The 26,703-nt window shown below is 33.3% G+C and carries 20 protein-coding genes; 10 read left to right on the top strand and 10 right to left on the bottom strand.

Annotated elements, in window-relative coordinates; translation table 11 throughout:
* Nucleotides 1-79 precede the first annotated feature (79 nt).
* Nucleotides 80-1,978, bottom strand: coding sequence for an amidophosphoribosyltransferase (locus L3X37_RS02870; RefSeq protein WP_237238671.1), 1,899 nt, complete (start codon nt 1,976-1,978; stop codon nt 80-82).
* A 90-nt stretch (nt 1,979-2,068) separates the two neighbouring features.
* Nucleotides 2,069-2,995 (bottom strand): PfkB family carbohydrate kinase, encoded by a 927-nt coding sequence (locus tag L3X37_RS02875; RefSeq protein ID WP_237238672.1) that lies wholly within the window; start codon nt 2,993-2,995, stop codon nt 2,069-2,071.
* 246 nt (nt 2,996-3,241) lie between these two features.
* On the opposite strand from L3X37_RS02875, the gene L3X37_RS02880 reads away from it, so the two are divergent.
* Nucleotides 3,242-3,874 (top strand): hypothetical protein, encoded by a 633-nt coding sequence (locus tag L3X37_RS02880; RefSeq protein WP_237238673.1) that lies wholly within the window; start codon nt 3,242-3,244, stop codon nt 3,872-3,874.
* On the opposite strand, the gene L3X37_RS02885 is transcribed toward L3X37_RS02880, so the two are convergent.
* Entirely contained in the window at nt 3,875-4,516 is a 642-nt protein-coding gene (locus tag L3X37_RS02885; protein ID WP_237238674.1) for a ribonuclease H1 domain-containing protein, read from the bottom strand. It abuts the gene before it with no gap.
* Between the two features lie 66 nt (nt 4,517-4,582).
* Nucleotides 4,583-5,149: a phosphoribosylglycinamide formyltransferase gene (gene purN / locus L3X37_RS02890; RefSeq protein ID WP_237238675.1), complete on the bottom strand. Its 567-nt coding sequence runs from the start codon at nt 5,147-5,149 to the stop codon at nt 4,583-4,585.
* Nucleotides 5,150-5,424: 275 nt separating this feature from the next.
* On the opposite strand from purN, the gene L3X37_RS02895 reads away from it, so the two are divergent.
* The 5 genes from L3X37_RS02895 (at nt 5,425) to pyk (ending at nt 9,819) form a co-directional block, all read left to right on the top strand.
* The gene (locus tag L3X37_RS02895; RefSeq protein WP_076698750.1) at nt 5,425-5,658 is read left to right on the top strand and encodes an acyl carrier protein; all 234 of its coding nucleotides are present in this window, start codon (nt 5,425-5,427) and stop codon (nt 5,656-5,658) included.
* 13 nt (nt 5,659-5,671) lie between these two features.
* A complete protein-coding gene (gene fabF / locus L3X37_RS02900; protein WP_237238676.1) occupies nt 5,672-6,919 on the top strand; it encodes a beta-ketoacyl-ACP synthase II in 1,248 nt (415 codons plus the stop codon).
* A gap of 105 nt (nt 6,920-7,024) precedes the next feature.
* Entirely contained in the window at nt 7,025-7,765 is a 741-nt protein-coding gene (gene rnc, locus L3X37_RS02905; RefSeq protein ID WP_237238677.1) for a ribonuclease III, read from the top strand.
* Between the two features lie 123 nt (nt 7,766-7,888).
* Nucleotides 7,889-8,377 carry an IPExxxVDY family protein gene (locus tag L3X37_RS02910; protein ID WP_237238678.1) on the top strand — a complete coding sequence of 163 codons (489 nt, stop codon included), beginning with the start codon at nt 7,889-7,891 and terminating at the stop codon, nt 8,375-8,377.
* Nucleotides 8,377-9,819 carry a pyruvate kinase gene (gene pyk / locus L3X37_RS02915; RefSeq protein ID WP_237238679.1) on the top strand — a complete coding sequence of 481 codons (1,443 nt, stop codon included), beginning with the start codon at nt 8,377-8,379 and terminating at the stop codon, nt 9,817-9,819. The genes L3X37_RS02910 and pyk overlap by 1 nt, the downstream gene beginning before the upstream one ends.
* A gap of 30 nt (nt 9,820-9,849) precedes the next feature.
* Here pyk and dinB read toward each other — a convergent pair whose 3' ends face one another.
* A complete protein-coding gene (gene dinB, locus L3X37_RS02920) occupies nt 9,850-10,947 on the bottom strand; it encodes a DNA polymerase IV (protein ID WP_237238680.1) in 1,098 nt (365 codons plus the stop codon).
* Nucleotides 10,948-11,010: 63 nt separating this feature from the next.
* On the opposite strand from dinB, the gene L3X37_RS02925 reads away from it, so the two are divergent.
* Genes L3X37_RS02925 through L3X37_RS02935 form a run of 3 tightly spaced genes read left to right on the top strand, consistent with a single transcriptional unit; the run spans nt 11,011 to nt 12,904 of the window.
* Complete coding sequence (locus L3X37_RS02925; RefSeq protein ID WP_237238681.1) at nt 11,011-11,484, top strand: CYTH domain-containing protein; 474 nt, start codon at nt 11,011-11,013, stop codon at nt 11,482-11,484.
* Nucleotides 11,481-12,029 carry a YciI family protein gene (locus L3X37_RS02930; RefSeq protein WP_237238682.1) on the top strand — a complete coding sequence of 183 codons (549 nt, stop codon included), beginning with the start codon at nt 11,481-11,483 and terminating at the stop codon, nt 12,027-12,029. Before L3X37_RS02925 ends, L3X37_RS02930 begins: the two co-directional genes overlap by 4 nt.
* On the top strand, nt 12,029-12,904 hold the full coding sequence (locus L3X37_RS02935; RefSeq protein ID WP_237238683.1) for an endonuclease/exonuclease/phosphatase family protein: 876 nt from the start codon (nt 12,029-12,031) through the stop codon (nt 12,902-12,904). The genes L3X37_RS02930 and L3X37_RS02935 overlap by 1 nt, the downstream gene beginning before the upstream one ends.
* Before the next feature lie 87 nt (nt 12,905-12,991).
* Here L3X37_RS02935 and pbpC read toward each other — a convergent pair whose 3' ends face one another.
* The 3 genes from pbpC to L3X37_RS02950 are packed head-to-tail and all read right to left on the bottom strand — an operon-like array spanning nt 12,992 to nt 16,438.
* Complete coding sequence (gene pbpC, locus L3X37_RS02940; protein WP_237238684.1) at nt 12,992-15,343, bottom strand: penicillin-binding protein 1C; 2,352 nt, start codon at nt 15,341-15,343, stop codon at nt 12,992-12,994.
* Between the two features lie 40 nt (nt 15,344-15,383).
* A complete protein-coding gene (locus L3X37_RS02945; protein WP_237238685.1) occupies nt 15,384-15,719 on the bottom strand; it encodes an antibiotic biosynthesis monooxygenase family protein in 336 nt (111 codons plus the stop codon).
* On the bottom strand, nt 15,716-16,438 hold the full coding sequence (locus tag L3X37_RS02950; protein ID WP_237238686.1) for a YqjF family protein: 723 nt from the start codon (nt 16,436-16,438) through the stop codon (nt 15,716-15,718). The genes L3X37_RS02945 and L3X37_RS02950 overlap by 4 nt, the downstream gene beginning before the upstream one ends.
* 133 nt (nt 16,439-16,571) lie before the next feature.
* Here L3X37_RS02950 and L3X37_RS02955 point away from each other — a divergent pair, with 133 nt between their 5' ends.
* Complete coding sequence (locus L3X37_RS02955) at nt 16,572-18,398, top strand: T9SS type B sorting domain-containing protein (protein WP_237238687.1); 1,827 nt, start codon at nt 16,572-16,574, stop codon at nt 18,396-18,398.
* Nucleotides 18,399-19,070: 672 nt separating this feature from the next.
* On the opposite strand, the gene L3X37_RS02960 is transcribed toward L3X37_RS02955, so the two are convergent.
* A complete protein-coding gene (locus L3X37_RS02960; protein WP_439654826.1) occupies nt 19,071-20,762 on the bottom strand; it encodes a sulfatase family protein in 1,692 nt (563 codons plus the stop codon).
* A gap of 344 nt (nt 20,763-21,106) precedes the next feature.
* Nucleotides 21,107-26,677, bottom strand: a complete 5,571-nt coding sequence (locus L3X37_RS02965) for an alpha-2-macroglobulin family protein (protein WP_237238688.1) — start codon at nt 26,675-26,677, stop codon at nt 21,107-21,109.
* Between the last annotated feature and the right edge of the window lie 26 nt (nt 26,678-26,703).

The raw sequence follows: 26,703 nt of genomic DNA on the forward strand, positions 1-26,703 counted from the left end.
TTTTTTAGACAAACGGTATATTTTTACAGATTAAATGTTTTTTAGCAAAAAAGATGCAATAAAATTATGTAGTTCTTATTTAATAAGCGCGCTCATTATTGCCTTCGTAAAAATTAATAAAAGCTCTGTTTACAACTCTGTTTCCTCCAACGGTTGGATAGTTTCCTGTAAAGTACCAATCACCTAAATGTTCGGGGCATGCTTTATGTAAATTTTCTACTGGTTGAAAAATAATTTTAATTTCTGCCTTAACACTTTCGTCACTTAATAATTCTGATGCTTTATCTGATATTTCTTCATCAGTAAATGGATCGTAAATTTCCTTAACAAAGTTTTTTACGTCTTTATCGTCTAATTCGGTTTGACCTAAACATTTATTGTAAACATCTTCTACAATATGATACATGTTTCTGTCTTTAAGTAATGCTAATGCAGACCTAAAAGCAATTAGCGTTTCAAGATTAGCCATATCTATACCGTAACAATCTGGATAACGTATTTGTGGTGCCGAAGAAACAACTATAATCTTTTTCGGATTCAATCTATCCAACATTTTAAGAATACTCTTTTTTAATGTTGTGCCACGAACAATACTATCGTCTATTATTACCAAATTATCGTTTGGTTTAATAACGCCATAAGTTACATCATAAACATGTGCAACTAAATCATCTCGACTACTGTCTTCGGTTATAAATGTTCGTAACTTAACATCTTTAATCGCTATTTTTTCAATGCGTGGTCTTTCTTCTAAAATTTCAGTAACGCTTTTAGCAGACATTTTCCCGCCACCACTTAAAATAGCTTTGGTTTTCTGTTCGTTTAAATAATCTTCTACAGTTTCAATCATTCCAAAAAATGAAGTTTCAGCTGTATTAGGGATATAAGAGAAAACAGTATTTTTTGTATCTCCCCCAATAGCTTCAATAACTTTTGGCATTAATAATTTACCAAGTTCTTTTCGTTCTTGGTATATTTCGGCATCACTTCCTCGAGAAAAATAAATACGCTCAAACGAACAGGATTTTTTTTCTAAAGGGTCTAATATTTTTTTGATGCCTACTTTTCCTGACTTTTTTGTAATAATAGCATGCCCGGGTTCTAACTCTTTTACATCTTCAAAATTTACATTAAAAACCGTTTGAATTACAGGGCGTTCTGAAGCTACAACAACCACTTCATCATCTTTATAATAATAAGTAGGGCGAATACCTGCAGGGTCTCTTAAAACAAAAAAATCGCCATGACCTATAAGACCAGCCATGGCATAACCTCCATCCCAATTTTTTGCTGCTCGTTTTAAAATTTTACTTACCTTAAGCCGTTCAGCAATTAGTGGTGAAGCTTCTCTTTTGTTATAGCCTTCTTTTTTTAGGTCTTTATAGATTTTGCTTACAGCGTCATCTAAAAAATGACCTATTTTTTCCATAACTGTAATGGTATCAGTATATTCTTTTGGATGCTGACCTAATTCTATAAGGTTGCTAAAAAGCTCTTTAACATTGGTCATGTTAAAGTTTCCAGCCATTATTAAATTTCTATGCATCCAATTGTTTTGTCTTAAAAATGGATGCACACTTTCTACGCTATTTTTTCCAAAGGTACCATAGCGTACATGACCTAATAATACTTCACCGATATACGGGATGTTCTTTTTTTGAGCAGCAACATCGTTAGCATATTCTGGATGTTCATTAAATTCTTTATTAATGCGCTCATTAATTTGCGCAAAAATATCTTGAATGGGTTGTTGTGCTATTGAGCGCACACGACTTATGTAACGCTCACCTGGTTTGGTGTTTAATTTAATGCTTGCAAAACCAGCACCATCTTGTCCGCGATTGTGCTGTTTTTCCATCATTAAATACATCTTATTTACACCATAAAATGCGCTACCATATTTTTCTTTATAATATTCTAGTGGTTTTAAAAGCCTAATTACTGCTATTCCACATTCGTGCTTTAGTGCATCACTCATTATAAATATTATTAGTGTTTTTGATTTTTAAATATCTTTTATAAAAACCTATTTTAAATTAAAAACGCACTCTAAATAGAGCGCGTTAGTTTATGTTAATTCAATATCAAATTGCGTTAGTTGTTTAAACTGCAATAATCGTTTATGTACTTCTTCACTTGTTAGGTTTACCATACGTTCTGTTCCAAACTTTTCAACACAAAATGATGCTAATGTAGAACCGTATATTACTGCGTTTTTCATGTTTTCGAATGATGTGTCTCCTGTTTTTGCAATGTAACCTGCAAATCCTCCAGCGAAAGTGTCGCCAGCTCCTGTAGGATCAAAAACTTCTTCAAGGGGTAAAGCTGGAGCGTAGAACACATGGTCGTTGTGGAATAGCAATGCGCCATGCTCACCTTTTTTAATTACGACATATTTTGGCCCCATTTCATGAATTTTTCGTGCAGCAACAACCAAAGAATACTCGCCTGTTAACTGTCTTGCTTCCTCATCGTTTATAGTAATTACATCAATACGTTTTATAACATTATGCAAATCATCTAAAGCAGAATCCATCCAAAAATTCATAGTGTCTAAAATCACCATTTTTGGTTTAGTTGTTATTTGATCTAAAACACCAGATTGAACGATAGGATGTAAATTCCCTAACATAACCACTTCAGCATCTTTATAATTTTCTGGAACTACAGGATTAAAATCAGCAAGTGTATTTAACTCGGTAGCTAAGGTGTCTCTAGAATTCATATCGTTATGATAGCGTCCGCTCCAAAAAAACGTTTTGCCGTTTTCAACAATTTCAACTCCTGAAAGGTTAATATTTTTGTTTGATAATAAATCTAGATAATCTTGAGGAAAATCGCCACCAACAATTGAAACCGCAGTGGCATCTACATTAAAATGAGAGGCAGCAAGACTAATAAAAGTAGCAGCACCACCAAGTATTTTATCGGTTTTACCGAAAGGCGTTTCAATAGCATCAAAAGCCATTGTGCCTACAATTACTAATTTACCCATGAAATGGTATTAACATTTTTTGCAAATATAAGCCTTTTAAGTACTATTTGAAGAATATATTTTTTGAAATTTTTTTGTTTCTCTTGATGAAGGTTAAAAGTTAGAGATAGAATTATTTACCCCCAAAATACTATATAAATAATTCTTTATTACTTCAGTGTTTTTCTTGTTTTGGAGAGCTCTCATGTGACTTTTGAAAAGATTATGTGTCTTAGACATGTAAATTGTTGTTATTAAAAAAATTGTATGAAATATATAAAAGCTTTACCGCTATCAATATTATTGTGTTTCTTTTTTACTGATTCAGTGTTTTCTCAAGTTGGTATTGGAACAACATCACCAAGTGCACATTTGGAAGTAGATGTGTCATCTGATGTAAATCTTCCTGCACTAGAGTTAAATACTCAAGCTGTACCAACAGGTTCTGCAGAAGGTCAATTGGCTGTTATTGGAGATGCAACAAATGGATACAAGCTATACATGTATGATGATGTTAGAGATAAGTGGTTAAGTGTTGAAGTTTTTGTTTTACCATTTGGCAGAAACGGAAATGTTGATAATACGCCCATGAAGACTGCTGGAAATGTTACCAATAATAGAGTTGGATATCGTATGCCATTTAATGGAACAATTATACATGCCACAGTAAGAACTAACGATAATAGTGGTGCTCAAGCTAAACAATTTGATATTCAAGTTAGAACTGGAAATGCAAATATTTCTAGTACACCTATAACTACTGCAGCGGCTGAAGCAACAAATACAGCATTAAATGTAGATTTTTCTGCTGGGAATTATATTAATGTTAGGATTAATAATGACGGGAATGTAAATGTTAATAACCCAGTTGTAACGCTTTGGGTTAAATGGCGTCAATAATTATTTCCTCCCAAAATCTGCTGGAATTTCTCCCCAAGCTTTAGTTTCCCATTTTACAATAACGGTTTTGTAGTTGTTATTCCTCAGCCAATCAATAGCTCTATCAATAAGCTCAAAAAGCGATTTGTTTTTATCAGTTCGAGCTAATTTGGTGTTACAGTTTTTCTTTTTAACCCAACTTATAGCTGTTCTAGAATCGGTATAAAGAATCCTATCACTATTATTTTTTTTAAGAAGAGCTAACCCATGTACAATAGCTAGAAATTCACCTATATTATTTGTGCCTTCTTCAAAAGGGCCTTGAATAAAAAGTTGTTTTTTTGTTTTTGTATCAACACCTCGGTACTCCATTTTTCCTGGATTTCCACTTGAAGCGGCATCAACCGAAATAGAATTATAATTAGGTTGTCCTATTTTTTTTAATTGAACTTCAGAAAGTTCACTTTTAAATTTAGCCGTTTTACCAATGTAGTCTTTATAATTACCTTTCAAAGCTTTTTTTGCGGCATCAAAGGTTAAAAATGATTTGTACTGTGCACCTTGAAAATCTTTTATTTGAGCTTTACAATCATCCCAAGATTCAAAAACTCCTGTGTTGTGTCCTTTCCAAACAGTGTAATATTTCTTTTCCTTTTTTGACATGAATTATTTTTTAACACGAATTTTACGAATTAGCACTAATTGCTTTGGGTTTTAGTTTTTTTAAATTTAGAATTTAAGTAACCGTTCAACCACCTTCGGGAAATGTTCCATCTCCAATTCATGAATTTTTGCAGCAATATCTTCAGCTGAATCATTTTCATTTACCTCACATTTTGCCTGAAAAATAATAGCCCCTTCATCATAATGTTCGTTTACATAATGAATAGTAATACCTGTTTCAGTTTCATTATTAGCAACAACAGCTTTATGGACGTTCATTCCATACATGCCTTTCCCTCCATATTTTGGTAATAACGCAGGGTGCACATTAATAACTTTGTTGGGGAAAGCATTTAGAATGTTTTCTGGAAATTTCCATAAAAACCCAGCTAATACAATTAAATCTGGGTTAGATGCTTTTAAAATATTTAAAACATTATCCGTTTTAGTAAAAGCTATTCTGTTAAATGACAACGCGCTAACTTTTAGTTTTTTACAGCGCTCTAAAACTTTGGCATGAGGATTGTTAGTTAATACCTGAATAACAGAAGCATTATCTCTGTTGTGAAAAAACTTAATTAAATTTTCAGCATTAGTACCACTTCCGGACGCAAAAATTACAATACGTTTCATCTGTTGGTTTTTATTTTAAAATTAATGTCAGATGTAATTCGTAAATCGAAATTACCACAATGTTCAGCAAAATTCATAAGCTCATTTCATTTTACAGATAATCAATGTTATATTATTCAAACAAAAAAAAGAATAATTATTAACAATTAGAAGGGAAAATAGAAATACTTAAAAGTAATTTTAGTAAATTACCAACACATTTTTTTACTAAAAGGTTGTTTTAAAATAAAGTTTTTTATTTTTGCCACTTAATTAAAACTTAAAATTAAAAAATTATGTCAGACATTGCATCAAGAGTAAAAGCGATTATCGTAGACAAATTAGGGGTAGATGAGAATGAAGTTGTAGCAGAAGCTAGCTTTACTAACGATTTAGGAGCGGACTCATTAGACACTGTAGAATTAATCATGGAATTCGAAAAAGAATTTGATATTCAAATTCCAGACGATCAAGCTGAAAACATTGCAACAGTAGGTCAAGCTATATCTTATATAGAAGCTGCAAAATAAGCACTAAAAATTTATGGAAATAAAGCGCGTTGTAGTCACAGGATTAGGGGCTTTAACACCAATTGGCAATACCAAAGATAAATATTGGGAAGGTTTAATTAGTGGTAAAAGTGGTGCTGCGCCTATAACATATTATGATACCGAAAAGTTTAAAACCAAATTCGCTTGCGAGGTTAAAAACTTTAATGCAACTGATTTTCTTGATAGAAAAGAGGCTCGTAAAATGGATAAGTTTGCGCAGTATGCTATGATAGCATCAGATGAAGCTATTGCAGATGCCAACTTAAAAATTGATACGTTAAACAAATTGCGTGTTGGTGTTATATGGGGAGCAGGTATTGGTGGTTTAGAAACCTTTCAGCAAGAAGTATTAAACTACGCTGATGGTGATGGCACACCAAGATTTAATCCTTTCTTTATTCCTAAAATGATTGCAGATATTGCACCTGCAAACATCTCTATAAAACACGGTTTTATGGGGCCAAATTACACAACAGTTTCTGCTTGTGCATCTTCGGCTAATGCAATGTTCGATGCTTTAAACTCAATTCGTTTGGGGTATTGCGACGTTGTAGTAACTGGAGGAAGCGAAGCAGCAGTAACCATTGCTGGTATGGGTGGCTTTAATGCTATGCATGCATTATCTACCAGAAACGAAAGTCCAGAAACAGCATCTAGACCTTTTGACGGAACCCGAGATGGTTTTGTTTTAGGCGAAGGCGCAGGCGCTTTAGTTTTAGAAGAGTACGAGCATGCCAAAGCTAGAGGCGCTAAAATTTATGCCGAAGTAGCAGGAGGCGGTTTATCTTCTGATGCTTATCATATGACGGCACCACATCCAGAAGGTATTGGCGTTGTTGAGGTAATGAAAAATTGTTTAAGAGACGCAGGACTTAAGCCTGAAGATGTAGATCACATAAACACTCACGGCACATCAACACCTTTAGGAGATGTGGCAGAACTTAAAGCCATCTCTAAAGTATTTGGTAGTCATGCAAAAAATATAAATATTAATTCAACTAAATCAATGACAGGGCACTTGTTAGGTGCAGCAGGAGCTATTGAAGCTATATCGGTTATATTGGCAATGGAGCACGGTATTGTACCGCCAACAATTAACCATACTACTGCAGATGAAAACATTGATCCAGAATTAAATTTAACACTAAACAAGGCTCAAAAGCGAGATGTAAAAGTAGCTATGAGTAATACATTTGGATTTGGCGGACACAACGCTTGTGTATTATTCAAGAAAATATAGACAGAATCCCGAATGAAATAAACCATAACGATAAAATTAAATTTTACATTATTATGAACCCTGGTTTATTACATCTGACACTTTAATAAAAATATTAATCATCAGATGAAAAACATTCGTAACATATTAAATTCCCGTTTTAAAAGCAACGGGAATTTTTTTATGCAGTTAACTAAGATTCTTGGATTTAAGCCAAAGAAAATAAAATTTTATAGTACAGCATTTACACATCGTTCAATGAACATAAAAGATAGTAAAGGCAATGCTATAAATTACGAACGCTTAGAATTTTTAGGCGATGCTATGTTGGGCTCTGTAATAGCATCACACTTATATATTGAAGTTCCTAGTGGAGACGAAGGTTATTTAACTAAAATGCGTTCTAAAATTGTTAGTAGAGAGCATTTAAATGAGTTGGGAAAAGGACTTAATTTAATAGACTTGGTTGAAAGCAAAATCCCTACAGGTCAATTTGGAGATAATATTCATGGTAATTTATTTGAAGCTTTAGTAGGCGCTATTTTTCTAGATAGAGGCTATAAATACTGCGAAAAGTTTATATATAAACGCGTTATAATTCCTTATGTTGATATAGAAACCTTAGAAGGTAAAGTTATTAGTTATAAAAGCTTATTAATAGAGTGGTGCCAAAAAGAAAAGAAAACTTTTGGATATCATGTATATGAAGATACTGGTAATGATGATGTTAGGCATTTCTCGGTAAAACTTTCAATTAACGAAAAAGTAATAGCTAAAGCACGAGCAACTTCAAAGAAAAAAGCAGAAGAAAAAGCTTCAAAGCGTGCTTTTTTCGCGTTTCAAAATAGTATGTCTAAAATGATGTGAAAAAGGACTTTTTTTAAATCAAATTAACTACAACGTTTTAGTTCTATTTATTGTTAAGAATAGGATAAACATATTTAAACTAACTATTTAAAATATTATATTTACCACTTTTAACAATAAGTTATGGCTGTTCGAAAACTTGTTTTAGATGATGTTTTTGAAGAGGCGCTATATACTTTAATAGCAATTCATTGCACAATTGAAGATTATAGACTAGCCTATCTTCTTAACAAGCATTTAGGAATAAACCTAGTTAGAAAACCATCAGATTTAGATTGTAAAAAAGATAAATCAGCCTATTCAATTTTTGAATGGAAAGACAATAAACAATTAACAACGTGGAATTTAGTATCAAATATTTGTAAAACTCAAGAAACTTTGCCACAAAATAATCAGCAGTCATTATTTAGTACACAGGAGTACATTACAAAAACATTTAATTTAATATCAGAATATAAAGATGTAAACTATTTTTTAAAAATAGATAACGACAATAATTTTAGTAAAGAAGCCTATATTTTAAGTCATATTTTAAATATTCCACAAGTTGTAACTGCTTTTAGTGTAGATGTTAACCAACTAAAATCCAAAGACAATTTAATTTTTAGCTAATGCCAATAAGAAAAAAAACCAAAATAGTAGCCACATTAGGTCCAGCTACAAGCACAAAAGATGTTTTAAAAGGAATGCTTGAAGAAGGTGCAGATGTATTTAGAATTAACTTTTCTCATGCCAATTATAAAGATGTAGAAGCACGTATTAAAATGATACGCGAACTAAACGAGGAGTTTGGTTATACAGCAGCGATTTTAGCAGATTTACAAGGTCCAAAACTACGTGTAGGCGTTATGAAAGAGGAAGTTGTTGTAAATGAAGGCGACGAAATAATATTTGCAACAGGCGAGCGTTTTGAAGGCACTAAAGAACGTGTTTATATGACTTATGATAGGTTTCCGCAAGACGCGAAACCAGGAGAACGTATACTTTTAGATGATGGGAAATTAATTTTCGAAGTCGTTTCTACCAACAAAAAAACAGAAGTAAAAGCACGCGTTATTCAAGGTGGTCCATTAAAATCTAAAAAAGGAGTAAATCTACCTAATACCAATATTTCTCAACCTGCTTTAACTGAAAAAGATATTGAAGACGCCATTTTTGCTATTAGTCAAGATGTAGATTGGATTGCTTTATCATTTGTAAGGCATGCCGAAGATTTAATGCAGTTACGCGATTTAATTAGCAAACACAGCGAACATAAAATCCCGATAATTGCTAAAATAGAAAAACCAGAGGCGGTAGAAAATATCGATAAAATTGTAGCGCATTGCGATGGTTTAATGGTAGCCCGAGGTGATTTAGGGGTCGAGGTACCTGCTCAAGAAGTTCCACTTATCCAAAAGCAATTAGTATTACGTGCTAAAAAAGCTAGAATACCAGTAATTATTGCAACCCAAATGATGGAAACCATGATTTCAAGTTTAACCCCAACTAGAGCCGAGGTCAATGATGTTGCAAACTCGGTTATGGATGGTGCCGATGCCGTAATGTTATCTGGCGAAACTTCTGTTGGAAGCTATCCCATTCAGGTTATTAAACAAATGGCAAACATTTTAAAAAGTGTAGAAGACTCAGATTTGATAAAAGTTCCACAACTGCCACCACATATTCGTACCAATCGTTACATTACAAAATCGATATGTTATCATGCTGCAAATATGGCAAACGAAATTAACGCTAAAGCTATTTCTACATTAACAAATAGTGGGTATACAGCGTTTCAAATTTCGGCTTGGAGACCATCATCTCACATATTAGTTTTTACATCTAACAAGCGTATTTTAACACGACTTAGTTTACTTTGGGGTGTTAAAGCTTTTTATTACGATAAGTTTGTAAGCACAGACGAAACCATTGAAGATGTAAATGCTATTGCCTGCAAAAAAGGCTATTTAGATGTTGGTGATATGCTAATAAGTTTAGCAGCAATGCCAATAAAAGATAGAGGTATGGTAAACACCTTACGAGTTACAGAGATTGAAACGTGTAGTTTTTAATACATTTATTTATAGCAAATTAGTTTAGCGTTAAAACTGAAACCTCAACTGTACACTCACACTTTTTTGCTCAGGTTTTTTCTTAGTTTCTGTATTTAAGTTTGATAAAGATATACCTAATAATCTAACCGAATTATTCAGTTTTTCTTGGAATAATAAATCCTTGGCAGTATCCAAAATCATACTTTTATCACTAATAAAATAAGGCAGTGTTTTACTTCGTGTCTGCAAAGTAAAATCACTGTATTTTATTTTCAGAGTTACTGTTTTTCCTGCGACTTTACTTTTAGTTAAACGTCTTGAAACCTCATCGGCAATATGTTTTAATTTTTCCAACATAAAAATTTCAGACGATAGGTTTTCACTAAATGTACGTTCGGCAGCAAGACTTTTTCTAATTCTATTTGGTTTTACCTCACTATTTTGAATCCCACGAACAATGTAATAATAATACCTACCAGATTTCCCGAAATTAGAGTCTAAATATTCTAAAGATTTTTGCTTTAAATCCAATCCTGTAAAAATGCCTTTTTGGTACATTTTTTCGGCAGTTACTTTACCAACACCATAAAACTTCCGAATATCTAGTTGCTCTAAAAAGCTTAAAACTTCTTCAGGATTTACGGTTTTTTGTCCGTTAGGTTTATTGTAATCACTCGCTACTTTTGCAATAAATTTATTGATGGATATACCGGCTGATGCAGTTAAGCCAACTTCGTTAAAAATACGCTCCCTAATTTCCTTGGCAATTAAGGATGCGCTCGGATTTCCTTTTTTGTTATCAGTAACATCCAAGTAAGCTTCATCAAGAGAAAGCGGTTCAACTAAATCTGTGTAATCATAAAAAATGGCTCTAATTTTTTTAGAAATTTCAGAATAACGTTCAAAACGTGGTCGCACAAAAATTAAATCAGGGCATAATTTTGCCGCTAAGTTCCCAGCCATGGCACTTTTTACGCCAAATTTTCTGGCTTCGTAACTTGCTGCACTAACCACACCACGCTTGCCGTCTCCACCAACAGCTAATGGTTTGCCCTTTAAATCAGGGTTATCCAATTGCTCAACAGAGGCATAAAAGGCATCCATATCTACATGGATAATTTTTCTAATTGGTAAATCCGTAGACATAATGTAAATTTAGGCATTTAAAGCCTTTTAATTATATTTACTAAAATGCTTATTTAATAATTAATGATAGAAATAGAACGTAAGTTTTTAGTAACCTCAAACAATTTTAAAAACCTAGCTTTTAAAAGTACACGAATTATTCAAGGGTTTTTAAATCGAGATCCAGAGCGTACCGTTAGGATAAGATTAAAAGACGATATAGGTGTTTTGACTGTTAAAGGAAAATCATCAACTAATGGGTTATCGCGTTTTGAATGGGAAAAAGAAATCTCTAAACAGGATGCAGAATCGCTTTTTAAACTATGCGAAAAAGGGATTATTGATAAAATGCGCTATGAGGTAAAAGTTGAAAGTCATATTTTTGAAATTGATGAATTTTTTGGAGATAATGAAGGATTAATTATGGCTGAGGTCGAATTGCAAAATGAAAACGAAAGCTTTAAAAATCCAGATTGGTTAGGAGAAGAAGTTACCGGAAATATAAAATATTACAATTCACAATTAAGTAAACAACCCTATAAAACCTGGCAATTATGAAAAAAACAGTTTTAACGTACATCATTATATTAGTTTTTATAGGATGTAAAGAAGATGCAAAAACATTAGTTAAAGAAGTAAAAGAAACTATAACCGAAACGGTAGTTGAGCCTATAGACTCTATAGTCGAAGTCGAAATAAAAGAACCCGTTAAAAAATCCGCTAGGCAGCTAAAAGAAGAGCTCACAGCAAGAGGCTTTAAAACTTTTGATTATGTTGATAAAAAAACAAACGATACCATTTTAATGCAACAGTATTTTATGGTTTTTTTAAAACGCGGACCAATTAGAGGACAAAACGAAGAAGAAGCAGCCGATTTACAAAAAGCACATTTAGCACATTTAAGCAAAATGTACGAGTTAGGCTATGCCGATATTTCTGGCTCATTTGGAGATGATGGCGATATACGAGGTATTACTATTTACAATGTGCCAACGTTAAAGTTGGCAGATAGCTTAGCCAAATCAGACCCTATGGTAAAAGCAGGTCGATTAGAAATTGAAATACATCCTTGGTGGGCTGCTAAAGGCTTTCAATTAAGATAATGTTAAAAATAGTTAGAGCCTTATATCTCTTTTTAAACGTAGCAATTATTTTAGCGTTTTTGGCTATTCACTTTATTTATAAAGAAGATAGTTACCAAAGCTCGCTGTTATATTACTCATTTCCGTTGCCAATTATTATTTTAGCCGTTTTAGTGCTTTCCATTTTTTTAAATAGAAAATTCAGAAAATTCAATCTATTAATAGCATTATTATTATTACTTATATGGTTAGGTAGAAGCTTTAAAATTAAGCTTTCTGAAGAGATTAAAGAGAGCGATTTAGAAATTGTTTTTTGGAATGCCTCACGTAATAATGACTTTGAAGATGCTTTTAATATAAATAAAGGGATTCCACACCTTTTTGTTTTAGTTGAATTGAATAAAAATAACATGAAAACTCTTCAATTAGAATACCCAGATTATCATTTTTATTTTTCAGAAGAAGAAATAGCTGTTTTTTCAAAAAAACCGATAAAAATCAACCTAGAGAGCACAACCAAATACAATTCAACAATCATAAATTTTGAAACAAATGATATCAATTTTTATGTTATCGATATTACAGGAAGTCAAGATGTGCCTCGATCATGGGAACTAGGGTTTGTAAATGAAAATATTAAAATAAAAGAAAAAACCATTTTGTTAGGCGACTTCAATGTGCCTTACGAATCTAAATATTTAAGTGATTTAAAAACTAATTTTAATCATGCGTTTAACAAAAAAGGCAATGGTTTTAGAGAAACTTGGTTTTGGAATATTCCTTTACTTTCTCTCGATCATATTTGGGTATCGAAAGATTTAAAAATTATTAAAACAAAAAAAACAGGAACTTTTAAATCAGACCATAGTATGCTTAAAACTTATATTAGGAAATAGATGTTTGGCTAGATTCAATTAATAAGTGAAGCATTAAGGTAAAAAAATAATTATGTTTTCTGTAAGGTTTTAAAATCTGTATTTAAACTATTCCAAAATCTTTATCCGCCGTTTAGCTTCATTACCAAATTCATCAACCACAGTAACAAGATATTCTCCCTGTTTTGGTTTAATAGCAAATTCATGAATATTTTTTGTGCTTCCTAAAAATGTATCATTCAAATACCAAAACAATGTAGATTCTGTTTTAGAATGTGCTATTTTTAAAACAAGTTCATTTGTATTACCATCAAAATCTTTTGGTAAAAAAATACTGTTATTTTCTTTAGGATAAATAAATGCCATGGTTATGGCATTAGCCTCTAAACAGTCTTCTCTAAATTTTGGTAACGGCTTGTAAAAAGGATTTTTAGCTTTATAATAATAAGCCATTAAAGGTGGTAAAACAAACCATGATTTATGTGTAATATTGCTAACATCTTCACATGAGGAATTGACTTGAAACGTTTCAGTTTTATCCAAATGGATTAAAACATGATACGGACAAGGCTTTGTTTTTAATCCACTTATTTGAATGAATCGATTTTCTGTATCAGCACAATTTTGAGAGGCTCTGTGTCCACTTTCTTTACAAATTTCAACGTCTTGCATTTCATCAAAAGGTTTTGCAAACCAATTGCTATTAGGTAGCAAATCAAACACATCAAATAAAATAGGCGCAGCAGTTTCAACGCCAACTAAACCTGGTCGACCTTCGCCATCGGCATTGCCCACCCAAACACCAACAACATAATCTTTAGTAGTGCCAATAGCCCAAGCATCACGAAACCCAAAACTAGTACCAGTTTTCCAAGCTATTTGTTTCGAGCCATCAAAAAACTCCCAACTTTCATCACTTTCGGGTCTGTTTACTTCTTTTAAACTGTTGTAAGTTAAATAAATTGAAGCTGCATCAAATAAGGTTTTATCTGTGGTCTTTTTTTTAAAATCTATGTTTTCAGAAGCTAAAAAAATGGGGTCGCAAAATTCATTTGAAAAATACTCGCTAGAAGTTTCAGAAAAATGATTTATGGTTGAAGACAAAGCCGCATAACTTTTACATAAATCCCATAAGTTACTTTCTGCGCCACCAAGAATTAAAGACAACCCATAATGATTGGCATTATACTTTAAATCTTTTAGGTTTAATGCCTTTAAATAATGATGGAATCTATCTAAACCAAACGTTTGTAGCATTCTAACCGATGGTACGTTTAAAGACCGCGATAATGCTCGACTTGCAGGCACAACACCATCATAAGTTTTTTTATAATTTTCTGGGTTATAGTTTCCAAATTGAGTTGGAACATCTGCAACCAAAGTATTTGGTAAAATGTCGCCCGCATCTAACATAGCGGCATATAAAAAGGGCTTTAAAATACTACCTGTGCTTCTGGGTTTATCAATAATATCAACATCTTTTTGATGTGTTTTATCTGTTGGCGTATTACCTACATACGCTAAAACTTGTCTAGTTTTTACATCTAAAACTAAAACGGCAGCGTTGTAAATTTCATTCTGGCTTAGTTTATTGTAATGATTTTTAACAATATTATTTACCTGTTTTTGAAGCTGTAAATTTATTGTGGTTTTGATGCGCTTTCCGTAATGATATCTTGTTGTTTTTTGTAATAAATGTGGTGCTGTTTGTGGTAATGGATATGGTTTTTGTGGTAAACCTTCAACAATTGATAAATTATAAGTAAGAGAATCGATAACAGTTTTTTCTAATAACTTTTTAAGTAATCGATTTCTTTTTGTTAGCAAGCGTTCTTGGTTTTTCCCTGGATAGATTAAACTTGGTGCGTTTGGTAAAACGGCAAGTGTTGCACTTTCTGCCCAAGATAAATCATTAGCATTTCTATTAAAATAACGCCACGATGCAGCATCCAAGCCTACAACATTTCCCCCGAAAGGGGCATGACTACTATAATAAGATAATATTTGGTTTTTAGAATCTCTAAATTCTAATCTTGTGGCGAGTAGTATTTCTTTAAATTTTTCAAAATAGGTACGTTTTGTCCCTTTTCTAGATAAGCGAATAACTTGTTGTGTTATAGTGCTTCCACCTCTTGTTACTTTGCCAGATTTTATATTATCTCGTAATGCTTTGAAGATAGAAATTGGGTTAAACCCAGGATGTTTATAAAAATATTCATCTTCAAACTGAACGATGCAAGTTTTAAACTTTTTTGGAATCGAATCATTTTCTGGGAATCGCCATTGACCATCTTTAGCAATTTGCGCACCTAATAGTTCGTTATTTGAACTTGTAATAACTGTTGAGGTAGGATCTTTAAAAAGTTGGTTTGGTAAACAGAAATAATAAACAATTAAAAGCACAGCAAGTATTGCTGATTTAATTTTGTTGCGTTTTATGTATTTTACTAATAATGTCACTTAAAAATATATACTCTAAGTGGTTGAGTTTAGATGTGCTTTAAGATAATTTTATGACGCTTTTTTTTGAATTAAATTCATACTCGCGTTCAACTTTACAAATTCGTACGTTGTACCAATTGTACCAATCTTGTCGTCCTTTTTGTTGGGCTTGTAAATGCTCACTTTGTTGTTTCCAGTTTTTTATAGCCTCTAAAGTTTCCCAATAACTCACTGTAATTCCAATAGTGTTTCGTGCGCTATCCATTCCTGAAAAACCTGTTTGTTGTTTTGCTAGGATTTTCATTTTTTCTGACATTTCCGAATAGCCATCAATATCTTCGTTTTGTGTTGAAGTGAAAATAACAGCATAATAGGGTTTGAAATCTTTTTTCATAATTTACGTTTTATTTTATCCCAAGTTAAAACTTGAACGCCTTTTGAGTAATGTATTTTATCAGGTTTATTATTAATTAAATGGTTAAATCTGGTATAATTTATTTCAAGGTTTTCTATACTTATGTTTTGCATAGGCCATTCAATATGATGCACATCGTACTCAATAATGTGCTTTTTATAATCCTGAAAAACTGCATAGCGTTCGGTTAGCCTTAAATCGGTTTTATCTTTTTTAACAGGAAGGTTGTCTAGGTTATATTTAATGTGAAATGAATCATTAAACTCGGTATTATTGGAGTTATAATTAGCCTCATTTATTTTCATTTTTGAGTACCGATACGGAAATTTAGATAACCTTTTTAACACCTTGCAAGACGACCGTTTACTGCTTTCCATACTCAAAAAGTAAACACTTGGTTTATTATTACAAACCACACAAACTCGAATGTTTATCTCGAAAAAATCTGAAATGTATGGTGCTTTTGGAAAGTTTTTTAAGCCAATATTATTCATATTAAAAGCCACTAAACTTACCCAAGTTTTACCGTTTATAATTTCTAATTCTATGCCTTTGGGTAAATATGGTGTAATCAATTCAGGATTTACTTCCCCATGTAAAAAAACAGCTTCGTTCCATTCTTGATAAAACTTCCACGGGCGTTTAGGGTAATTAAATGGACGATGTAACGTTTGTTTTAGTATCTCAGTCGATTTCATAATTAAAAACCATATTTTCTACTAAGATAACTTGCTTTATTGTTATATTTAATCTGAATTATTAAAAATAAAATTTATCAATAAAAAAGCCCAAATACTAATTTTAGTTTTTTTCAATCTATCAATTTTAAAGTTGCAAGCGCAGTTAGGATTTTGTGGTGGGAATTCTGGCGACCCTATTTTTACCGAGACTTTTGGTACAGGAATAACAAGCTACCAATTACCTGTAGGAACAACAAGTTATACTTTTACTAACGGTTTGCCTAATGATGGATTTTATACCGTTTCTAGTAACACCAATTTTTTTGGTTGGCATGATATAGACGACCACACTCCAAACGATATAAACGGAAGAATGCTTGTAATTAATGCAGATTTTACTGCTGGAGAATTTTACAGAACAACAATAAGTGGATTATGCGAAAACACAACTTATGAGTTCTCATCGTGGATGATTAATTTATTGCCAAGTACAACCCAATGCCCCAATGGTGGTATTCCTATAAATGTAAGATTTGAAATTTGGGATAACACCGATACCAACCTATTGGCTAGAGGCGATACAGGTAGTATAAGTGGCACAGTAAACCCTAATTGGGAGCAGTATGCATTAGTATTTCAAACGCTATCCGCGCAAACTTCTGTGATTTTAAAGATGCTAAATAATGGCGATGGCGGATGCGGTAATGATTTGGCTATTGATGATATCGTTTTTAGAACCTGTGGTGATACCGTGGTTATTGAAGACACATCTAATAACACAATTGCATATATATGCGAAGACCAATTTCCTTTTTCAACACAGTTAACAGCTATTCCAGATTTTGCTATTTTTTCATCTCATTTTTATCAATGGCAAGAAAGTACAGATGGTATAAATTGGGTGGATATTATTGGAGAGAACAACCAAAGTTATACTGCGCCACCTTTAAACAACATTACTTTTTATAGAGTTTTAGTGGCAGAAGATGCTGTGAATTTAGCAAACTTGTCATGTAACTCTTCGTCCGAGATTTTTGAAATTAGAGCTATTACATTTCCAAATACTCCAATAAGTAATGGAGATTTAATGGCTTGTGAAAACGATAATACACCCCTTAGAGTAAATGTTGCAAGCAATGTTAAAGTAAATTGGTACGATGCTGCCGCTGGAGGTAATTTACTTCAAGCAAATAGCACCATATATAACCCACATGGTATTCCAGGGATATATTATGCCGAAGCCGAAACTGAACTTGGCGGTTGTTTATCTACAACAAGAACTGCCTTAGAGGCTACTTATTTCGAAATGCCTATTGTTACAGATGAAACCTTAGAGTTTTGTGAAAACACCACCATAACCCTATCTGCTAATCCAACAAATCCAGATATTGTAACATCTTACTTGTGGAGTAATGGCGCAATAACTGAACAAATTAATGTATCAAACCTAGGCACTTATACGGTTAGGGTGAATAGCGGTACTTGCTCGGTTACTAAAACCATTCAGCTTAATCAAATTGATAATCCAGTAATTGAAAATGTGACTTCAGATGGTAATGAAATTGTTATCGATGCCACATCAAACACTGGCAATTTGTTGTACTCATTAAACGGAAACATTTTTCAATCCAACAACACGTTTTTTAATGTAGATGGTGGCTTATATACGGTTTATGTAAAAGATCGTAATTGCTCGCATATTACAACCCAAACCTATTTACATTTTTATATTCCTAAGTATTTTACACCTAATAACGATGGCGAAAATGATGCATTCGATTTAAAAGGGATTGAGTATTATTTATCGTCAACAGTCTCTATTTTTAACAGATACGGCAAGCTTTTAAAACGTTCTAGAAATAGACCGTTTTCATGGAACGGAACCTTTAATAATGAGTTGTTACCAACCGATGATTATTGGTATGTTGTTGTTATTGATGGGCAAAGGTTTACAGGACATGTTACTTTAAAGCGATAGTTGTCACCCTGAACTTGGACTTTCTATATTAGACTGGACATTAAGTTGCGAGATTTACCGTCTTCAACACAATCAAATGGAGAGGTATTATGTTTGTTCTTTACTCGATACTCTGCGCTTATTGCTAATATTCCTCTGGAAGCTAAGTATTGACTTTGTTGATAAAATTATAGTTGATGACCACCTGTCCATCCACCGCCAAAGAAGAATACAATAGCTGCAGTTGGCTCTATAGACCCATGAGGTTTAAATATATGTAAATTAAAGACTATCTCCATTTATCACTTTGTATAACAAGTTTTGATTAGGTTCAATATTTTTAGCGCGAGCACTAAATGTTATTAGAACTAAAGTAATAAACAATAATAAGTTCTTTTGTATTCTCATAATTTCTGTTCTATAATTTAATCAGTTTATAATATCTCCACTTTTACTAATATCAATCTGTATGGGATGTTTTTCTCTTTGAGTATTAAAGCTAACGATTTGTATAAGAATAGTAGCAGGTTTAGTAATTCTTTCCTTTCAAATTAAAAGCATGTTTAAAGTAAGCACAATCGTTCAATTTACTAATCAAGGGTTATCTTTCCTTGCTGAATACTCTCTTTCACGATACTTCTAAAGTAAGTTAAATAAAATGGATGAAAATTTATTTTAATATCTAGATACTGCCTAGTTATCCCAATGCATATCGATAACCTTCTGAATATGTGGATAGTTTTCATCCGTTTCGTCCAGTTCCTCTCTCAATGCTATTAAGCGATCTTTTAAATTCTTAATAGTATCAGAGTATTTGGGGTCAGCATACAGGTTGTTCATTTCTTCTGGATCATTTGTTAGGTCATAAAATTCCCATGCTGGAGGTGTATGAAAAGAAAAGCGATTACCCCAGTTATCCTTGTCCCATTGAGCATTTGGGTCATCGGTATCCACCCAGTATCTTCCATAGTAAAAAATTAGTTTATGTTTCTTTGTTCGTATACCAAAATGAGCAGGATTGGCATGCTTGTGCGCCATGTGCATCCAATATCGATAGTAGGTGTCTTGCTGCCAGCCCTCGGGCTCTTGACCAGTCTTCAGAATTGTTTCAAAAGAATTACCCTGCATGTATTCAGGTTTATCTCCTCCAGCAAGAGCAAGAAGAGTTGGGGCAAAATCAACGTTATTGATGATCGCATCGGTTCGACTACCTGGTTTAATGCCCTTCGGATAGCGTATGAAAAAGGGCATTCTATGTGATTCTTCGTACATCCACCGCTTGTCCACATAATCATGCTCTCCTAGCATGAATCCCTGATCACCTGTATAAACAATAATGGTATTCTCGAGCAAACCAGACTCTTCTAGATAGTCTCTAAGTCTTTTAATATTATCATCAACTCCTTTTACACATCTAAGATATCTTTTAAGATACTCTTGATAGGTAGCTGAAGTGTACTCATCTTCTGTCATATCATCGTTAATGTACTTGGTTTTGTCAAAATCAAGATTGGATTTTGTGATATGATCCCACAATCTCTGTCCTTTGTGTCGGATATGATTTCTTCTTGAAACTGAAGAGCCTATAACGTGAATTAATGAATCGTTAACGCCCCTTACAGCTACTGAACCATGATTCCCAGCTTCATACAGGCTGGCTGGCTCAGGTATAAATGTATCTTCAAGGTATTCATGATACCTAGGAGCATAGTCAAAATCATCGTGTGGTGCTTTGAAATGATGCATAAGAAAAAATGGTTTTTCTTTATTTCTGTTTTTTAACCATTCTATGCTTATATCGGTAATCACATCACTTGAATGACCAGACTTTTGAATTGTATTTGTAGGCCAAGGTTTATTACCTCTAACCCTGAAAGTAGGATCATGGTATTTGCCCTGTCCAGGTAACACGGTATAGTGATCGAATGCTGCAGGTTCATTCTTAAGATGCCATTTGCCAATAATTGCAGTTTGGTACCCAAGCTTTTTGAATTCCTGAGGCAAATATTGCCTTTCTACAGGAAGATTACCATCCAGATCAAGTACTCCATTTGTTTGGCTGTATTGACCAGTCGTTATTGAAGCTCTACTGGGTGTACAAATGCTGTTGGTAACAAAACAATTTTCAAAAACCATGCCTTCATTAGCAATCTTATCCAAATTTGGAGTTGGATTGAGATCTGCAAGACGACTTCCATAAATACCAAATGCCTGTGTGGTATGGTCATCGGACATTATGAAAATGATGTTTGGTTTTTGTTGAGGCTTACTACACGATAGCCCAAACATTAATATGCTCATTAACCCAATCAACACATACTTTTTACTTTGAAAGTCTTTGTAGCGTTTCTTTAATTGAAAATCGGTAATGATGAATGTTTTCATACTAAATCATTTTTTTACGATATATATCTAATTTTTTTAGTGAACTCATCTTGACTTTTTCTATTTCCTAAAAAAATGGCTGAAATTCACCCATGTTTTATTACTTTTCTTACCCGTAGCACTGCTATGGATTTCAAAAAGTGCCTCATCTGGTCAAATTTCAACTCATTTTCAGTTAAAAACAAAAAGTCAAGATGAGTTCAGTAATAAATGTAATGTATAGATAAGGTTCGTTGGTAATGAACTTTATCGGTTGTTAAACAAACATATAGTTTTTTTCTGATAAAGCCAAGTTAACAAAGGCATTAAATTTTAGATATGATTCCTGCCCTAGCAGAAAGATATCATTTCTCAACCACAACCCATTTACCTTTTGTTCTAACCAAATATTCATTATCGTACATCGCTTCAGCTTGAATTCCTGGTAAATAATACGTGCCTAAATACGATGCATTAAGCATCACATTAAATGTTTTGGTACTGTGTTTTCCTTTTTCAGGTAAATCAAAATAAAAGTTTACACGGTCGTCTCTAATATCTGTAAATCTAGCTTGACTCTTTGTTGCACTACTAAAATCTGTAAATCGGGTATTTACAATTTCCCAACCCGATGAAAAAATTTGTGTTAAAGCTACATTGTTAACACGCTCATTTTTTAAATTGCTAACGCTAACAGTTGCTACAAAATCTTGTCCTTGTTGTAGTTTTGATACATCAATTTTATTACCTTTTAAATCTTTATAAGCGTACGATACACTTAACCCGCGTTGTTCGGCAAGTTCTTCGCCTAAAGGTAATTTCCCTGAGTTTAAAACACGCACGTAAACCACATTGTCTTTTTGGTTTGTAAATAGCACCCTATTTGCACCATCATTTACTTGTAACTCACGTTGTGCAATGGCACTTTTGGTGTCTATACTTTCCGTTTTTCCGTTAATGGTATAATTTACTTTTAATGCTTTTCCGCCATTAGCATTTACCATTTTTGCCATAGCCAATAAACTATATGCTGCTGTTTGTGTACTCATCCAGAGGTTACTCGATAAATCTTTGGCAATATATTCGGCAAGTTCTCTAGTTTTCGGGTTTTTGGTAAGGACCATAGTTTCTAAAGCCATAGCACGATTTCTATCTCTTGAGCCATAAGTGTAATAATTATACTTAACAGGTTTAAATTTAATATTTGCAGATTGCGAAATATTATCACTCGCTTCTTTTTGTCCTGCTAAAGCATAAGCTGCAGCGAGCCGCCATTTGGCCTCGTTTGAAATTTCAGAGAACTCACGCAATCTATTCATACTTGCTAAATCTGGACTTCCTGCCAATGCCAATGTATATAATCTGTAAGCTTGTGCTAAATCAGAATTGTGAGTTCTATAACTTGGTCGCCAATTGCTTGCGGCTTGTTTTTGGTAGGTAATCCAACTGCTTTTAAAGGTTAATGGCAATACATAACCTTTCTTTTCGGCTTCAATCATAAAATGTCCTGCATAACTAGTGCCCCAATCATCGGCGGTGTTTTCTCCCATCCAGTAGCTTAATCCGCCATTTGATGTTTGGAAATGCCCTAGTCGTTTAATGCCGCTTTCAATATTATTTTGAATGGCTTGTTTTTTCTTGAGCGTTACATCAAAAATATCGGCTAAAAATAACTGCGGAAACACGCTCGATGTGGTTTGTTCTACACAACCATGTGGATACTGAATTAAGTACTGTAATCTGCGTGAAAAATCCATTGGCGGTAAGGTTGAAAATTCTAAAGTAGCCGAATTGCTACCAACGACACCAAAGGTTGATAATTCTAAATTTTCAGTAGCATTAGCAGCTATTGTTTTATCGATAGTTTTTGAGGTAATAGGATTCGGGTTAACCACATTCAACTCTACTTTATAGGATGATTTTTCTCCGTTTCCAGAAGCAATAACTTTAACCGTATTACTGCCTTTTGCCTTGCTTACATCCAATTCAAAATATGTCATTTTTTCATCAGGTTTTGCAAAGTTTAAAGTTTTTGTTTTTTGACCAATAATTGAAATCCCATCGCTTAGTTTCAGGCTAATGCTAACATTTTTTACTTTTGGTTCCATCGCAAAAATAGTTACCGGAAGTGTTACTTTTTCTCCAGGGCTTAATTTCCGCGGAAGTGTTGCTAAAACCATCAAGGGCTTTTTAACTTCAACAGATTTATCGGTGCTTCCGTAAGCTTCATTTTTGTTATCTCCAGCAATAACCATTGTGCGTACAGCGCCAATGTAGTTTGGGAGTTTTATAGTATGCGATTTTTGTTCGCCTGCATTTAAATTAAAAGGCCCTAAATAAGTCACTACAGGTTTAAAGCGGTTGGCTTTTTTGTTCTTTCCTTTAGCAGCACTTCCGTCGCCACCAATGGCAAAAACTTGATCAATGCTACCAGAATATGCGCCAATAACATCATCAAAAATATCCCAGGTTTTAACACCCAAAGCTTCACGTTTGTAAAACTCATCCCAGGCATTTGGGGTTTTAAATCGGGTTAAATCGAGTAAACCTTCTTCAACCAAAGCTATGGTATAGGTCATGGATTTCTTGTTTTTTTCTGAAATCGTTACTTTAAAAGTTTCCTTGGGACGCAATACATCAGGCATTTTTAGCTGAGGTTCTAATTTGGTGTTTGGGTCTTCCACCATTATAGGAATAACACCAAATAAGCGAATTGGTAAATCGTTTGCCGAAATTGCGTGTGGTTGTAAAAGCGAAATATTTACAAATACATTTGGTGCCATTTCTGAAGTGATAGGCACATTAACAGTAGTTTCACCTTGTTGTGTTTTTACCCATTTGTAATCTAAAACTTCGGTGCCATTTTCAATACTTACTAAAGCACGACCTTCGCTACCCGATTGAAAAGTGATTTTTGCTGTTTCGCCAACATTGTATTTTTCTTTATCTGCAGAAAACACAAGCATTTTTGCAGCTTCTTTATCTCCAGTACTAGAGTTGCCCCACCAATTTTTATAAAAATAAGCGGTTCGTCCTGTAGCGTGACCACTTACGGGATCGATAATTCTGATGAGGTAACGACCGCGATCATTATCTGGAATATTTATTTTGAATGTGCTTTTTCCGTTAGTATCAGTGTTTATTTTCTGGCTTAAATAAGGTCTGTGATAACTACTAGACACATAGCTTGATAGGTTATCGTAAGAGGAATTCCACCACCAGCGCCATTCAATTTTATATACTTTTACTTCAAGATTGTTTCGCTTTACTGGTATGCCTTTTGCATCAACCACAACGACATCAAATGTTTGGTTTTCATCCGTAAAAAACGAACCATAGGCATTTCCTTTTGGAGAACCTAGGCCAACAAACGACTTGTAAGGCGCGTATTGTTTTGTAAAGGCATCCATTGAGAAATCACCACCATTTTCAAATGCACGAACCAAAAATTGAGCATTTAGCATTCCTGGAGCATTTTTGCCAACATTTAATTTAGCGTTTATTTTTGCTAAACCATCAGCATCAACGTTGCCTTTAAAAACATTAATTTCTTCGGTATTAAATTTACGAGTAGGGTCGTTAAAGATGTAATTTTTATAACCTTTAAAGCTGCTGTAAGACGGTGTGAATTTCGCTTTAATTTCTGCTTTTAAATTTTTTCCTGGCGAACCGTGAAGCCATTTTACATCTAACCCCCCTTTTAGTGGCGCTGTATTTGTTAGGATGTCGTTTTCAAAATCTACTTTAATTTTTAATCGATTTGGCTTAACAGTTTCAATTTTTAAACCTTTATAAAAGGTCGCACCACCAACCGAAACTTTAGCATTATAGTTTCCTGTTTTATCCTCTTGAGATGTTGGTACTGTGAATTTGTAGAAATTATTAAGATGATCGGTAGCAACATTTTTATAAACTAATTTTCCATTTGGGTTTGTAATTTCCATTTTAACGGGATGCCCCTTGGGGAGTTTGTTGTCAGTATCATTTAGCATAAAAGTTAAATGTAAGGTGTCACCTGGTCGCCAAACACCACGTTCGCCATAAACGTAACCTTTAAGTCCGCGTTGTAAACGATTTCCAGAAACATCAAACTTGCTTAGCGATAACGAATTGCCATCTTGAAGCTTCACGTAGGATGTGTTTTGTCCTTTAGAAACAATGGCAAAATTTGCATGCTTATTAGCATCTATTGTAATTAAACCTTGTTCGTCAGTGGTTCTGCTTGCTATTTCTTGTTGCTGAAAATTATAAAGCGTAACCTTTACACCGGCTTCTGGATTTGTGTTTAAAATATTAGTTATCGCAAAATAATAGGAGTTGTTAGTGCCTCGTTTTGCAATAACACCAAGGTTTGAAGCGAGTAAGTTTTGAGAGACTATTTTGTGCTCGTTGTAATACGCATCATGACATGGGTTGTTTTCTTCTCGCCAATTATAATTGTAGTTTTTGTAGCGATATATTAAATTATCCCAATACTGTTCTTCGCGTAAATCTTCATTCTCTAATGATATTTCGTCTAAATCATTTTCATAATAATCATCTTCGTAATATTCATCGTATTCATCATTTTCGGTGTTTTTAATATTTGTGTTAGCTTCGCAATCGAATAAAGAATAACTCTTATTGTAGCTTAATTCAATGCGGTAAATGGCTCCAGCATCAGCTTTAAAAAACTTAGACAAATCTATGCTATACGCTTTCCACTTACCTGTATTTTCTTCTGCTGTTTGGAGTTGAATAGTTTGTTTTGCTATACGTCGCCCCACTTTTTTAATGTCGTATCGGTTATTACTATTTAAATTATTGTCTTGTAAAAATTGAAGCACATTATCTTCAAAAATTTTAATAACCCTTACATTAACAGCACTTAAATTAACAGCTTCAAAATTAAATTTTAATTCTTGAGAATTAGGTAAAATGGAGCCATTACTTATTAAACGCACTTGTGGTTTTAATTCTTCAAAAGCAATAATTTCTGAAAACGGTTTCTTTAGTTTGTAATCATCGGTATTTTTTATGCCTTGAAAAATGGCTACCTGAATATTGCCCACTAATTTGCTGTCTGGGTATACTTTTAATATGTTTCCGTCTACAATATATTTTGGATTTTTAACCTTTTGAATAGTTACTAAGCCCTCAAAATTTTGTTGTTTTTTTAGGGGATCTGAGAAATTAATTGATAGGTGTTGTTCTGGCGATTGAATAACATCAAGATTAATAATAGTAAAATTATTTATTCCAGGAATGTTAATGGTGTTTTCGCCTTTATTTGATGTTTTTATGTGTTTTCCATTCCATTTTATATCAATTTTACTGTCTTCTATTTGTCGATTGATACTATCAATTTTAAATTCAAAATATTTTGAGTTTTTGTTGGCTTCGTTAAAAACAAGATTCAGGCTTTTGCCATTTTGAGATGCTTCAACTAAAGTTTTAGCATCATTAATTGATATTACATCAGCAGATTTTATAACGCCCTCAAGATATTGCCACTTTTTGCTGTAAGATTGTAAATGATTTGTAACAACGTTAAAATTTGGTGTAATGGTTTTAAACTGAAACGTGTAATAGCTAAAACCATTAGGCATGTTTTTATAAATAGCTCCAAGCTTAACGGTAACGGTATATTCGGTATCAGGTTCTAAATGTTCATCTGGAGTAAAAAGTAAGGTGTGTTTATTAGCAATGGTTAGATTTCCTTGAACATGAGGTTTAATAGAAACAATTTCATCGGTAATTTCAGCACCCATTTCCCAGCCTTTAACATTGTTAACTAGGTTAATTTGAATAGGGCTAGCAACTGATGTCATTCCCGAAGTGGTATAACTTATATAGTCTCTAAATTTGAAAAGATTATCGGTTTCTGTTACTTTCTTTTTACAGGAAGAAACTAGTGTAAGAATTAATACGGTGGCAAAAAACTTTTTAAATAACATAGGCAGAGGTTTAAATGTACAAATTA

The organism is Wocania arenilitoris (genome assembly GCF_021728535.1).
Classification (GTDB): domain Bacteria; phylum Bacteroidota; class Bacteroidia; order Flavobacteriales; family Flavobacteriaceae; genus Wocania_A; species Wocania_A arenilitoris.